16 protein-coding genes and 1 pseudogene are annotated in these 12,227 nt (G+C 47.8%); 14 read left to right on the forward strand and 3 right to left on the reverse strand.

What is annotated here, in order from left to right:
* The first annotated feature begins 160 nt into the window (after nucleotides 1-160).
* From tnpA (IPN95_23475) to IPN95_23525, 11 genes and pseudogenes are all read left to right on the forward strand, one after another.
* A pseudogene (gene tnpA, locus IPN95_23475) lies at nucleotides 161-629 on the forward strand (IS200/IS605 family transposase).
* Between the two features lie 106 nt (nucleotides 630-735).
* Entirely contained in the window at nucleotides 736-891 is a 156-nt protein-coding gene (locus IPN95_23480) for a hypothetical protein (protein MBK9452327.1), read from the forward strand.
* Nucleotides 892-1,135: 244 nt separating this feature from the next.
* A complete protein-coding gene (gene tnpA, locus IPN95_23485; protein ID MBK9452328.1) occupies nucleotides 1,136-1,579 on the forward strand; it encodes an IS200/IS605 family transposase in 444 nt (147 codons plus the stop codon).
* Nucleotides 1,580-1,683: 104 nt separating this feature from the next.
* Entirely contained in the window at nucleotides 1,684-1,839 is a 156-nt protein-coding gene (locus IPN95_23490) for a hypothetical protein (protein ID MBK9452329.1), read from the forward strand.
* Between the two features lie 246 nt (nucleotides 1,840-2,085).
* Nucleotides 2,086-2,556, forward strand: a complete 471-nt coding sequence (gene tnpA, locus IPN95_23495; protein ID MBK9452330.1) for an IS200/IS605 family transposase — start codon at nucleotides 2,086-2,088, stop codon at nucleotides 2,554-2,556.
* Between the two features lie 70 nt (nucleotides 2,557-2,626).
* Nucleotides 2,627-2,842 (forward strand): hypothetical protein, encoded by a 216-nt coding sequence (locus IPN95_23500; GenBank protein MBK9452331.1) that lies wholly within the window; start codon nucleotides 2,627-2,629, stop codon nucleotides 2,840-2,842.
* A 29-nt stretch (nucleotides 2,843-2,871) separates the two neighbouring features.
* Nucleotides 2,872-3,513: a WG repeat-containing protein gene (locus tag IPN95_23505; protein MBK9452332.1), complete on the forward strand. Its 642-nt coding sequence runs from the start codon at nucleotides 2,872-2,874 to the stop codon at nucleotides 3,511-3,513.
* Entirely contained in the window at nucleotides 3,510-4,160 is a 651-nt protein-coding gene (locus IPN95_23510; GenBank protein MBK9452333.1) for a WG repeat-containing protein, read from the forward strand. The genes IPN95_23505 and IPN95_23510 overlap by 4 nt, the downstream gene beginning before the upstream one ends.
* Entirely contained in the window at nucleotides 4,157-4,846 is a 690-nt protein-coding gene (locus IPN95_23515; GenBank protein ID MBK9452334.1) for a WG repeat-containing protein, read from the forward strand. The genes IPN95_23510 and IPN95_23515 overlap by 4 nt, the downstream gene beginning before the upstream one ends.
* 4 nt (nucleotides 4,847-4,850) lie before the next feature.
* Nucleotides 4,851-5,519, forward strand: coding sequence for a WG repeat-containing protein (locus IPN95_23520; GenBank protein ID MBK9452335.1), 669 nt, complete (start codon nucleotides 4,851-4,853; stop codon nucleotides 5,517-5,519).
* A 312-nt stretch (nucleotides 5,520-5,831) separates the two neighbouring features.
* Nucleotides 5,832-6,770, forward strand: a complete 939-nt coding sequence (locus IPN95_23525) for a pyridoxal-phosphate dependent enzyme (GenBank protein ID MBK9452336.1) — start codon at nucleotides 5,832-5,834, stop codon at nucleotides 6,768-6,770.
* A gap of 17 nt (nucleotides 6,771-6,787) precedes the next feature.
* On the opposite strand, the gene IPN95_23530 is transcribed toward IPN95_23525, so the two are convergent.
* The 3 genes from IPN95_23530 to IPN95_23540 all read right to left on the reverse strand — a co-directional run bounded on the left by IPN95_23530 (nucleotide 6,788) and on the right by IPN95_23540 (nucleotide 9,948).
* Nucleotides 6,788-6,943: a hypothetical protein gene (locus IPN95_23530; protein MBK9452337.1), complete on the reverse strand. Its 156-nt coding sequence runs from the start codon at nucleotides 6,941-6,943 to the stop codon at nucleotides 6,788-6,790.
* A gap of 43 nt (nucleotides 6,944-6,986) precedes the next feature.
* Entirely contained in the window at nucleotides 6,987-7,682 is a 696-nt protein-coding gene (locus tag IPN95_23535; protein ID MBK9452338.1) for a hypothetical protein, read from the reverse strand.
* 595 nt (nucleotides 7,683-8,277) lie between these two features.
* On the reverse strand, nucleotides 8,278-9,948 hold the full coding sequence (locus IPN95_23540; protein ID MBK9452339.1) for a metallophosphoesterase: 1,671 nt from the start codon (nucleotides 9,946-9,948) through the stop codon (nucleotides 8,278-8,280).
* A 74-nt stretch (nucleotides 9,949-10,022) separates the two neighbouring features.
* Here IPN95_23540 and IPN95_23545 point away from each other — a divergent pair, with 74 nt between their 5' ends.
* From IPN95_23545 to IPN95_23555, 3 genes are all read left to right on the forward strand, one after another.
* On the forward strand, nucleotides 10,023-10,853 hold the full coding sequence (locus tag IPN95_23545; protein ID MBK9452340.1) for a T9SS type A sorting domain-containing protein: 831 nt from the start codon (nucleotides 10,023-10,025) through the stop codon (nucleotides 10,851-10,853).
* A gap of 106 nt (nucleotides 10,854-10,959) precedes the next feature.
* A complete protein-coding gene (locus tag IPN95_23550; protein MBK9452341.1) occupies nucleotides 10,960-11,490 on the forward strand; it encodes a hypothetical protein in 531 nt (176 codons plus the stop codon).
* On the forward strand, nucleotides 11,466-12,158 hold the full coding sequence (locus tag IPN95_23555) for a hypothetical protein (GenBank protein MBK9452342.1): 693 nt from the start codon (nucleotides 11,466-11,468) through the stop codon (nucleotides 12,156-12,158). The genes IPN95_23550 and IPN95_23555 overlap by 25 nt, the downstream gene beginning before the upstream one ends.
* Nucleotides 12,159-12,227 lie beyond the last annotated feature (69 nt).

Consider the following 12,227-nt stretch of genomic DNA (forward strand, 5'->3'; position numbering starts at 1 on the left):
GATCAATGTTGTTGAAAATCGATATTTTTCCTCTATATTCAAAACTGACATTGGGTATTCCAAGGACCCCAGAGGGGTCAAACCTTTATAGGAATGTGAGACATCCCGGTTTAACGACCCAGCGGGGGTCGCACATTCTCCGCTAAAATTTGAAAACAATATGGCCAACACCTTTTCCCAAATGTATATCCACTTCGTCTTTGCCGTCCAGAACCGTGAAGCGTTGATTCAACCTTCATGGGAGGCGAGACTCCACAAATACATCACAGGAATCGTGCAGCAGCAAGGCCAAAAAATGTTGGCCATCAATGGCATGCCCGACGACCTTCATTTCCTTATCGGAATGAAACCAGATTGTCGCCCATCTGATTTGGTGCGCGATGTTAAGAAATCCATAGCACATTCATCAAAGACGAGCGATTGTCCAATTTCCAGTTTAGATGGCAGGAAGGATACAGGTGTATTTTCTTCAGCCATTCACTTGGACAACATCGTAAAATATATTCTGAACCAAAAGGAGCATCACAAGAAAATGACATTCAAACAAGAGTATTTGGGGGTTTTTGAAGAAATATGAAATCGAATTCAAGGAGGAGTATGTTTTCAATTGGATTTCGGATGAATTGTGAGGATCGGTTGAAGGTGCAAGGTTCGACCCCGCTGGGGTCGAGTCATTGTGGGCGCTGGTTTTCTATAAAGGTGAGACCCCTCTGGGGTCCTAGGAGCGCTGCCTACATGCCCAATACGAACACAAAATGGTTCATCGAACCCAAATTCGACGCACCCTTCCATTTCGAAAACGGTACAGCAGATGTCCTCTACTACGGCCAACGAAGAAAAATCAATGAGAATCTTCAGATCAGCGAAGCTAAAGGAGAGTTTGTGGAATGAATCGGTCAGATAATGAATTCACTGCTTGCACCAAAGCTGACATTCTCCCTCTCCCTGAAAAGTAGAACAATTTCAAAAAAGGTAGATCATTGAATATGGAAATCGATATCTTTCTTCTATCTTTCAGATTACCATAGGGTATTCCAAGGACCCCAGAGGGGTCAAACCTTTATAGAAAAGTGAAACATCCCGATTTAACGACCCCAGCGGGGTCGCACATTCTCCGCTAAAATCTGAAAACAATATGGCCAACACCTTTTCCCAAATGTATATCCACTTCGTCTTTGCCGTCCAAAACCGTGAAGCGTTGATTCAACCTTCATGGGAGGCGAGACTCCACAAATACATCACAGGAATCGTGCAGCAGCAAGGCCAAAAAATGTTGGCCATCAATGGCATGCCCGACCACCTTCATTTCCTCATCGGAATGAAACCAGATTGTCGCCCATCAGATTTGGTGCGCGATGTTAAGAAATCCAGTAGCGCATTCATCAAAGACGAGCGATTGTCCAATTTCCAGTTTAGATGGCAGGAAGGATACGGTGTATTTTCATACAGGCATTCACACCTGCAGAACATCGTACAATATATCCTGAACCAGAAGGAGCATCACAAGAAAATGACATTCAATTATGAAATCGAATTCAAGGAGGAGTATGTTTTCAGTTGGATTTCGGATGAATTGTGAGGATCGGTTGGAGGTGCAAGGTTCGACCCCGCTGGGGTCGAGAAATTGTGGGCGCTGGTTTTCTATAAAGGTGAGACCCCTCTGGGGTCCTAGGAGCTGCCTACATGCCCAATACGAACACAAAATGGCTCATCGAACCCAAATTCGACGCACCCTTCCATTTCGAAAACGGTACAGCAGATGTCCTCTACTACGGCCAACGAAGAAAAATCAATGAGAATCTTCAGATCAGCGAAGCTAAAGGAGAGTTTGTGGAATGAATCGGTCAGATAATGAATTCACTGCTTGCACCAAAGCTGACATTCTCCCTCTCCCTGAAAAGTAGAACAATTTCAAAAAGGTAGATCATTGAATATGAAAATCTATATTTTTCCTCTATATTCAAAACTAACATTGGGTATTCCAAGGACCCCAGAGGGGTCAAACCTTTATAGAAATGTGAGACATCCCGATTTGACGATCCGCCGTGGCGGATCGCACATTCTTCGCTAGAATCTGAAAACAATATGGCCAACACCTTTTCCCAAATGTATATCCACTTCGTCTTTGCCGTCCAGAACCGTGAAGCGTTGATTCAACCTTCATGGGAGGCGAGACTCCACAAATACATCACAGGAATCGTGCAGCAGCAAGGCCAAAAAATGTTGGCCATCAATGGCATGCCCGACCACCTTCATTTCCTCATCGGAATGAAACCAGATTGTCGCCCATCAGATTTGGTGCGCGATGTTAAGAAATCCAGTAGCACATTCATCAAAGACGAGCGATTGTCCAATTTCCAGTTTAGATGGCAGGAAGGATACGGTGTATTTTCTTACAGCCATTCACACCTGGACAACATCGTAAAATATATCCTGAACCAGAAGGAGCATCACAAGAAAATGACATTCAAACAAGAGTATTTGGGGTTTTTGAAGAAATATGAAATCGAATTCAAGGAGGAGTATGTTTTCAATTGGATTTCGGATGAATTGTGAGGATCGGTTGAAGGTGCAAGGTTCGACCCCGCTGGGGTCGAGTCATTGTGGGCGCTGGTTTTCTATAAAGGTGAGACCCCTCTGGGGTCCTTGGAGCGGTGAATGGAGCATCGTCACTGTTGCTATGGTGATCATTGACAATCATGACCATCGGCTTATTCCACCCAATTACGATGCCTCGTTCAAATTCAAGGACGGCACTGCCGACGTCATCTACCACTGCCAAAAGCGCAAGATCAATGAGAATCTTCAGATCAGCGAAGCTAAAGGAGAGTTTGTGGAATGAAGAACCCTTCTGAGAAATGGATGTTGCCCTTGTTTTCATTGGTTTTAGCATGTTGTCTGCGGAGCACTACCTTTTCCCAATGTGCCAGTATTGAACCTCGAGCCGAATTCCCATCGGAGCCATCGCGCTACCAATGGCATTTCAGCGATCCTGCGAAAGATGCTTGGGTCTATAATGGGATCAAATGGAAAAAGGTGACCATCGCTTTTTGCGATAGTCTCTTCCGTTGTGGACAATTTATGGTCACCAAAGAAAGAAGGGCATTGTCTGCAAAGAGCCGAGTGTATATCTATGATACCACTGGCAAGACCTTACTGTCAAATATTGATACGTATGTTGTTGGGGAAGGCTATGCTTTGGCTTGGAGAAGAATGGCAATAGGTTTCTTGATTGCGGCGAATGGCGATACCCTTGCTACTTTTTCTGGTTGCTATGCAGGGCCTCCAGAAATCGTGGATGGTAGGTTGGCTGTCTCTGTGGCAGACCTCCCGAAGGAACTGCCAGGTACGCTTTGCTGGGAGCTCACAACTTGGGGCATGATTGATGAAGTTGGTCATTGGGTGATCCCCCCGAAATTCGACGGCCCATTCCACTTCCAAAATGGATTTGCAGAGGTGATCTACTACGGCCAAAAGCGCAAAATCAATGAGAAAGGAGAGTTTGTGGAATGAAATTGAATCGCCGCAATCTGGGACTAATGTGTGTCTGGATGATCTTACATGGTCTGGCATTCAGTCAGGCGGATCCTCTCATCCTCTTGGGCAGCGGCAAACCAGCCGTGAAACGTGGTGCTGAACCTTGGTATCTGGACACCTTGAATCAAATCGCCTGGCGCCGCGAGGGCCGCGCTTGGACACAAGTTTCCGAGGATACGGTTCAAGAAATGCTGCCCTGCCATGGATTCCTGCATATCCGCAGTGGTGGGATCGGCACGATCTGGGACGCCTCTGGCAAAGTCGCCACCGAATATCACCATTGTTCTTGCAGCGATTCCTTGCGGATTGTGTGGTATTCAGGCATTACCGTATTCTATGAGCCCGATGGAGCAACATTGCATGCAACGCATTGTGGCGCCAATTGGAAAGCCCATGATTCAATCCAAGGCATGGCGTGTTTCTGCCTGCCGCAACGGGAAGCCACTGGGAATCAGATGCTGGACTGTGAAGAAATCAGACAATGGGGCATGCTGGGTGCCAATGGGAAATGGCTCATCGAACCCCGATTTGACGGGCCATTCCGTTTCCAAAATGGATTTGCAGCGGTACTGTATTACGGCCAAAAGCGCAAGATCAATGAGAAAGGAGAATTCGTAGAATGAAAACAACAGGAAAACAGTCTTTTTGCACTTTTTTGGGCGCTTTGATTGCCGTTGTGTTGACTTTCGCTGCATCTCCGTCCTACTCCCAAGGGCCCATTCACCTTGCCGAAGGCAAGAAGTTGCCCAATTCGGCAGCGGAAAATGATTGGTTTTTGAACACCAAAGATCAACGTATTTTCCGCTACACCAATGCAAAATGGTCGATGTTTCGCGTTGCACGTTGCACCCGCACGGCCATTTGTCACAAGTTTTTGCTGCTGCATTTTGAAGATGGCAGTATGGAACTTGTCAAAGCCAACGGCAAATCCGCAAAGCCCAATTATCAAGCTCGGTTTCAGTTTCAATGTTATGATTCGATTTCCACCATGGAAGTCGGCGACAATTTCATTCTTTTTGACCACCAAGGAAGAACGTTGGCCGAGATCGATATGCGAATGTGCAAGGGCCAAAAAATCATTGAATTTCAAGGAAAAATCGCATTCTGCGTCCCTGAATTCGTAAATTCCTTCGAATCTGGCCCGATCCCCTGTAGCGAACTCAAAAACTGGGGCATGATGGATACGGACGGTAAATGGCGAATTGAGCCCAAATTTGATGCATTTTTCCAATTCATCAACGGTACCGCAGATGTCCTGTACTACGGCCAACGCAAAAAGATCAACGAATCAGGAGAATTCGTAGATTAGGACAGTGAGACGAAATCCGTGGAATAGCGCCTTCAGGAATTGGGTCAGTGGAATCTGTCTCTTGCTCGTATTATGGACCTGTGGCATTGAAGTTAAGGCACAGCAACCCAAGCCCTCCCCCGAATTTCCCAAGCATCCCAAAGAAGGCGAATGGCTGTTCAGCAGGGAAGCCCATGGCGTTTGGATTTTCCAAAATGAAGATTGGAAACGCTTGGACATCAAGGATTGCCGTTCTTTTGTGCAATGCAACAACCATGTCATCATCAAAGACGGGAGCACTTACCTGCTCGCGGATTTACAAGGCAATATTTTGTCCAGCAAAAGCCCGGACATTCGGTGCTTCCATGATTTTATCATCGTCGGTGGACGTAGCCATCTGGACTACTTGCTCAATGACCGCGGCGACACGCTCACTCCCATGGTGAACAATTGTAAAATTTTTGCAGATACTTTGGCGGGCGAACCCGTTTTCTGCTTTCCCGCCTACAGTCCCGGCTTGGAAAACTATTCCTGCCTGGAACTCCGCAACTGGGGAATGATGGATGTCAAAGGCAAATGGGTGATCGAGCCAAGATTCGACCGCCCCTTCAACTTTCAAAATGGCAAAGCGGAAGTCAAAGAAAAGGGAATTTACCGCTGGATCGATGAAAACGGAGAAACAATGGAGAATTAATAATGGAAAATGGAGAATCGAAGATCGGCGAAGCCAATTGCGAAGCAATCATGCAGAAAACCCGAACGGTTCAGCGCAGCTAATCGAGTGCCCCGAAGCGCTTATCAACGTTCCTTTGGGAAATTTGCTGATAAGGAATTTCCGACCTCTATGTCACCCAGAGTTGTCTCGATAATTGCTATTTTTCATTAGCTTCGCTGATTTACTCAGTGTTGTCTTTTTTGAAAGGTCTTCGTGATGTGCTGCGCAGTTGCTTCGCAGTTCTCAATTTTGAATTCTCAATTCTCAATTCTCAATTCTCAATTCAATAGGATGGTTTCTAAACAAGATATGTTGTCGGCCCACGCGCGCATCGCGCCGCTGATTCATCGCACGCCGGTGATGACATCGACTTTGGTCAATGCGACGTTGGGCGCGGAATTGTTTTTCAAATGCGAGAATTTGCAGAAAATCGGCGCATTTAAGATTCGGGGAGCGACGAATGCTTTGCGTTCCTTGTCGGCGGAGGAATTGCGCGGAGGGGCCTGCACGCATAGCTCGGGCAATCACGCGCAGGCGGTCGCGTATGCAGCGCGCGCACTTGGAATTCCTGCTTATATTGTGATGCCGAGCACGAGTTCGGCAGTCAAAAAGGCTGCTGTGGCAGCCTACGGTGCCCAAATCTTCGAATGTGAACCCAATCAAGCCGCCCGCGAAGCGATGGCTGCAAAAGTCATGGCAGAGACCGGGGCGGCCTTCGTGCATCCTTACGACGATGACCGCATCATCGCCGGTCAAGGCACTGCAGCCATGGAATTGATGGAGGATCAGCCTGATTTGGATTTCATCCTCGCCCCGATTGGCGGCGGCGGATTGATGGGCGGGACTGCCTTGGCAGCGGCCTATTTTTCACCAACGACCAAGGCAATTGCCTGCGAACCCGACGGCGCCGACGATGCCTTCCGTTCGTTTCGGGACCGCGTTCCGTATCCCAGCCAAAATCCCAAGACCCTCGCCGATGGCTTGCTCACCTCCGTCGGCGAACGCAACCGGGAAATTCTGTTTCAGTATGTCGATCAGGTGATTACCTGTTCCGAAGAAGCCATGGTGCAAGCCATGCGTCTCGTTTGGGAACGCATGAAAATCGTGATCGAACCGAGTTCGGCGGTGCCTTTAGCTTGTTTGCTGGAGGGAAAGCTTGATGTCAAAGGCAAACGTGTCGGCATCATCATATCTGGCGGGAATGTGGATTTGTCTCGGTTGCCGTTTTGAGCAACCCCAAAAGGCACCTACTCCTCCAACAACTGCAGCAAATACGCTTCAAGGTTCACAATCAGTGTGCGCCCCGAACAACCAATTTTCTTTTTTTCTTTTTTCTGGCGTTTAACTTGGTCCCCCTCTAGGAACACCCCTTTTCTTTCGGGTTGTTTTTTCAGATGAGCCATGAAGTTCAAATCAGCCCCCGAATCTACAACTGTTTGTGGATTTTCAATGCAACATCTCGTAGCTTGCAAAGCGGGGAAATTCATCGTCCTTGACCCGGTTGCCGATCAGGAGCTCCTTTGGATGGGCCGAATTGGTGACTTCGAAAAACACTTCGGCAAAAGGTTCATTCAGTCCCATTTCGATCTCGGTTTCTACATCAAGTTTGCCGAAGTCCTTGTCATAGAGCATTCTCGGAAACGCATGGTACATCTCCGATGTGATGCTGATTTCAGACTTTGGCGCTTTCCTCCCGTAAACTATGCGAATCGAACGTACACCGTCCAAAACAAGCAAACGTCGCAATTGGCTCAGTTTTCGCACCGTTTTCCCACCATAAGCCGAAATATAATCTCCCCAGGCTTGGAGTACATTCGGCCCCATGTATTTTTCTATTAAATCAGGGTCGCTTGTCCTGATTCGGACTTCAATCGCAGAAAACAAGCCCAAGCCCAGCAACGAACTGACTTCGATATTTCCCTTGTATTGCGGAATCAAGGTTTCCAACGTCGCAAAGACATTTCGAATGACTTGTAAATCCTTGCCATGCGCGAGGTTGTAGGCCATTTCGGAACCGATGTCCATCATGGGCATGTAGGCGCCTTCCCAATTGCCCCATTCCAGCAGAGGATCAATGTAGCGTTTCGTCCATTCAGGAGAATGGTCACAAATCGCTTTCAGAATGATTTGATCGGTCGTCATTCAAGAATTTGCGCTACGTATTTTCTGGTTGATACCAAAGCCTGGTAAAGGCGAATTAGGAAAGATTGACCCTGTTAAGACGAGTTGCTTTGGAAATATTTCAGTGAATGGAGGCTGCCAGCTCTGAATTTCCAGTTTACCGATCCGTTTTTCAAAGACAAGCATCCCAGCCACCCTTTCGAAGCTTGACGATCAAGGGTTTTTGCCTATTGAATTCATTTCCAGAATGATGCCCCAAAGAAACCTGCGTTGCAAGTGAGCTAGCGTACGGATTCCAGCACCTGCCCAGCCTTCCAAAAAGTCAGCAAACAGTTCTTTGAGCGTGGCCCCATCCACGACAGAATAGCATCGGGATTTTTTCCGTTTTGTGTCGGACGCCGCCCATCAGCGCTATTGCATCCGATCTTTTTGAAAGGTGACTTGGTGCAAGGCTTTGGCGTGGCATCACTTTTCCAGATCTTCCTTTGCCCTAAGCAATAGATCACTACGACCACAATCGCCGTCCACTCAGAGAATGCTCACAATCGCTTTCAGAAGATTGGCCACATTCGGAGAATTCGAACCTGCGAAACGCAGACTTTGGAGTCAAATTTTGCTATTGAAACTGCACCGATCGGGCTGCCTTGTGTTCGCCGGCACGGACTTCCAAAATGTAGACACCCGCGGCAAGTTTCAATTTTGCGCCATCCACCAAAATGGATTGTCTTCCTTTTTGGAGTATTCCTTCGAAGACCAACAAACTTTTTCCGGTCGCATCGGTCAACCGAATGGCGGTATTTGCAGGCTCAGCAAGCTCAAAATTTACCTTCGTCGTGTTGGTAAACGGATTCGGGCCTACGGTCATATCCATTGCCGGTTCCGGAACTTCGGCCGTTACAGGACCAAAGGTTTTGAGGATGGTGAAGTGGTCAATGACATTGCCATTCATGTCGATATGCCTGCCATCCAGGCGGTTACTGTCGACGTCGAGGATGAAGGATCCCGCACAAGTATCGCAGCCATATTCGGCGACCATGTAGGGGTGGGTAAAGCCAGGCGCATCATCGACGCTCGCCGAATTGCCCTGTACCACATAGACTGTTCCAGTATTTGCGCCCGGACCTTGGGTATATTTTGTATAGGCTTCGCCAATCGAATCCACGCCGCTTGTGCCTTGGATGATATTGGCTTGTGTGATTTGAGAGGCATCGCTGTATGCGCCTTTAACCAAATAACTGCGTTCGTAGACGTGCGAGTGTCCGCAAAGGACCAAATCCACACCATATTGCTCCCAAATCTCAGCGAAATTTTCGCGCATCGCTTGCATGAAAACTTCCCAAAACGAGCCTGCATCATGTGAACCGTCGGTATAAGGTGGCTGATGGAAATAAACGACGGTCCAAGGTTTCGTATTGGCCGTCAGATCCTGATGGAGCCATTGCGTCATCGGAGAACCATTGAAGCTGCCGAAAAGATAAATTCCGATCCAATCATCTGCCGAATTAAAAAGAGAACCCAATTCGGAGTTGAGCGAGACAAAGTGGACATCGCCGTAATCGTAGGAATAGAACAATTCGTGGCCGGAAGCGACGCCACCGGCTTCAGCATTTTGATACACATCCACCAAGTCATAATAAGGCCCCGAATGCGTCAACGGCGGGGTAGGGGACTGCACGGGAGAAATCGTATTGTAGTCGTGATTTCCTGGGCATGGTTCGAACGGAAGCCGTTTCATCATGTGTTGATATCCCCAAACGGAGTCAAAAACCTTAGTCAGGTACTCGGATTCGAGGCCGTCGTCATAGACATTGTCGCCCATCCAAAGCCACAAGTCGGTTTCTTCCGTTTGATTGGCTTCGAATGAAAGATAGGAATCACGTACACGCTGCTGCTTGTCGTTTCCTTTGCCAAAGTCGCCGATGACCCATGCGCGTACGTGCTCGTCGCTGCCCGATGTCGGGAAAGTCCTGAATGTGTGCTCCAAATCACCGCCTTCCGCGAAGGTCGTATCGTTGTAAATCGCGTAATAATAGCGCGTTGCAGGCGACAACCCCGTGACGGTAACGGTATGCCAAGTGGTTGAGGCGGGATCGGTTGCAGTTTGGGTAAGGCTCGTAGGCGAAGTTCCGTACATCACCTTGGAGGTCGCCGCCACATCACTGCGCCACTTGATCTTGATCGAATTTGGCGTGGGCGATTGAAGGTAAGGACCGACGGTGACCACCGTCTGTGCGCCAAGCAGGAGGCAAGCGAAGAGAAACCAAAACAGCAGGACAAATTTTCTCATAACCCAGTATTTTCGAGCACTAAGATATGGAAAACCAGTGAAATTCGACACATTTGTATGTTAACGGCATAAGAATGAAACATGTACTGCTGCTTTTCTTCCTTGTTTTGATGAATTGTTTGCCAGCCCAAGTAGTTCTTCATTCGTTCGGCAATGGCGAATTCATTGGACGGGACTATCAATGGTCCATGGTCTTGGATTGGCACGACCTTTCGCCCACCTATTTTTACTCGGTGCAATATGTGACGGCGGATTCCGGTGCCTTTGGAGCTTACGATGCGATCATCATGGATGTCAATGGCGGACCGCATCAGGTTTTAGTGGATACCGCATTTCCGCATATGGCCAAACTCTTGAGCGTGGGGGACACCGTCGGCCCCAATAGCGGCTATTGGGCGACCAATCCAGACAACCCACTTTGGGGCGCCATACGTTACGAAGGATCAAATTATGCAAGCTACAATGCACAACCATTTGATTGTAAGTACGTTTGTTTGCGATATGCCACTTTCAGTGAGACGTATTATGCTTGGGTGAGTGTAGAAAGCGACACAGTGGGTGCAATGAAACTCAAACTGAAGGCCTATACCTTCCAAGCGACCGATGGCGTGCCAGTCCTCATCGATGAAAACTGCACCGTTCTAGGAGGAAACGAGGACGCTCGGGCAGCAGATGTATCGATTTCGCCCAATCCATTTCAGGACGAGTTGTGGATCGATCTTCGGGATTTGAAGGGCAAAGTGACTGTGGAACTGTACGATATGATGGGGCGCTTGCTCCATTCGGAATCCACACACGGAAATTCGGAATGGCACTTTGAAATGGGAAACTTCGAAGCTTCTGTCTATTTTGTCGTGATTCAAAACGCGGGAAAGCGGATGGTCAAAAGGGTGGTTCGGCAATAGTGATCGATACCTTGGTGAAAGAGCGAATCGTGTAAAGCTCTGTGGATTCGTGCTTTGATATATCCGCGGAGTTCATTAGTTTTGAATTTGCAAATTGCGAATTGATATGAGAAAGCACAACGGAATGCGACCGCAGGACATCGTGATCTTATTGAAGATTATGGCTTTGAACGTTCCAGATTGGAAAATGAAGGATATCGCATTGAGTTTGGCGATCAGCCCTAGCGAAGTTACAGAGTCGTTGGAGCGGAGTTCACTTGCAGGCTTGATCGCAAAGGACAAGCGACGCGTGATGCGTGACAATGTCCTCGAGTTCTTGGTGCATGGCTTGAAATATGTTTTTCCAGCCGTTTTTGGCCCTTCTGCTGGCGGAATTTCCACAGCGCATTCTGCACCTCCTTTAGACAGCTTGGTTGCGAGCAATGTGGTTTATGTTTGGCAATACCCAGATGGAACAAAGTTTGGCCCTTCCATTATTCCGCTAATCCCATCTGTGCCACAAGCAGCGATGAGAGATTCGAAGTTGTACGAATTGCTCGCGCTTGTCGAGTCTTTGCGTGTTGGACAGGTCCGAGAAAGAAACCTCGCGGCTCAAATCCTAGAAAAAGTGATATGGAACATCCCAACCATCGCATGATTTTGAGGGTTTTGGATGCTCTTGGTAGCCTCGCAAATAGCGTTGTGCTCGTTGGAGGAGCGGTAGTGGAATTGTATTGCGACCGAACGCTTTCACATCAGGAGATACGGCCAACGAGGGATGTCGACATTGTTATGCATGCAATAACCTTTGGTGAGCTCGACGCCTTTGCAAACGAATTATTTCGAAATGGATTCTACCAATCCATGGAGGATGACGTCGTTTGCAGGTTTAGATTGGATGAAGTGATTGTAGATGTGTTGTCAACAAATGCCATTGGTTGGGCTCCAAGCAACCGATGGTTAGCATTGGGTTATCCGCGAGCTGAACTAAAGGAAGCGTATGGTCGCCAATTTAGAATTCTTGAATTTCCATATTTCCTTGCGGCCAAATTCGCAGCTTTCATTGACCGAGGAATGAAGGATCCCAGACTTAGCCATGATCTTGAAGATATTGTTACGATGCTCGATAGTCGTTCAGATTGGCCAGAATTGGTCCTCTCTGCAGAAGATGAGGTACGCGAATATTTGACGGGACGGTTCTTTTCAATCTTGAACGATATTCGGCTTCAAGATGCGATGATTGGAAATCTTCCCTATTCCGACCAAATGAGCCGTTTTAGCCGAATTATCGCAGGTGCTAGGAGGGTATGTTCGGTTGAAAAGTGACTTTGGATTACCTAATTGGTTCGAATGAGAATGGTACTCATTTAGTTTCTGTTGCCGAATTGATCCAAG

This window comes from Bacteroidota bacterium (genome assembly GCA_016718825.1).
Classification (GTDB): Bacteria; Bacteroidota; Bacteroidia; order J057; family JADKCL01; genus JADKCL01.

Coding starts and splice junctions, on each gene's coding strand:
- IPN95_23480 (MBK9452327.1), top strand. CDS start 736: ATGCCCAATACGAACACAAAATGGTTCATCGAACCCAAATTCGACGCA.
- tnpA (MBK9452328.1), top strand. CDS start 1,136: ATGGCCAACACCTTTTCCCAAATGTATATCCACTTCGTCTTTGCCGTC.
- IPN95_23490 (MBK9452329.1), top strand. CDS start 1,684: ATGCCCAATACGAACACAAAATGGCTCATCGAACCCAAATTCGACGCA.
- tnpA (MBK9452330.1), top strand. CDS start 2,086: ATGGCCAACACCTTTTCCCAAATGTATATCCACTTCGTCTTTGCCGTC.
- IPN95_23510 (MBK9452333.1), top strand. CDS start 3,510: ATGAAATTGAATCGCCGCAATCTGGGACTAATGTGTGTCTGGATGATC.
- IPN95_23515 (MBK9452334.1), top strand. CDS start 4,157: ATGAAAACAACAGGAAAACAGTCTTTTTGCACTTTTTTGGGCGCTTTG.
- IPN95_23525 (MBK9452336.1), top strand. CDS start 5,832: ATGGTTTCTAAACAAGATATGTTGTCGGCCCACGCGCGCATCGCGCCG.
- IPN95_23530 (MBK9452337.1), bottom strand. CDS start 6,943: ATGGCTCATCTGAAAAAACAACCCGAAAGAAAAGGGGTGTTCCTAGAG.
- IPN95_23535 (MBK9452338.1), bottom strand. CDS start 7,682: ATGACGACCGATCAAATCATTCTGAAAGCGATTTGTGACCATTCTCCT.
- IPN95_23540 (MBK9452339.1), bottom strand. CDS start 9,948: ATGAGAAAATTTGTCCTGCTGTTTTGGTTTCTCTTCGCTTGCCTCCTG.
- IPN95_23545 (MBK9452340.1), top strand. CDS start 10,023: ATGAAACATGTACTGCTGCTTTTCTTCCTTGTTTTGATGAATTGTTTG.
- IPN95_23550 (MBK9452341.1), top strand. CDS start 10,960: ATGAGAAAGCACAACGGAATGCGACCGCAGGACATCGTGATCTTATTG.
- IPN95_23555 (MBK9452342.1), top strand. CDS start 11,466: ATGGAACATCCCAACCATCGCATGATTTTGAGGGTTTTGGATGCTCTT.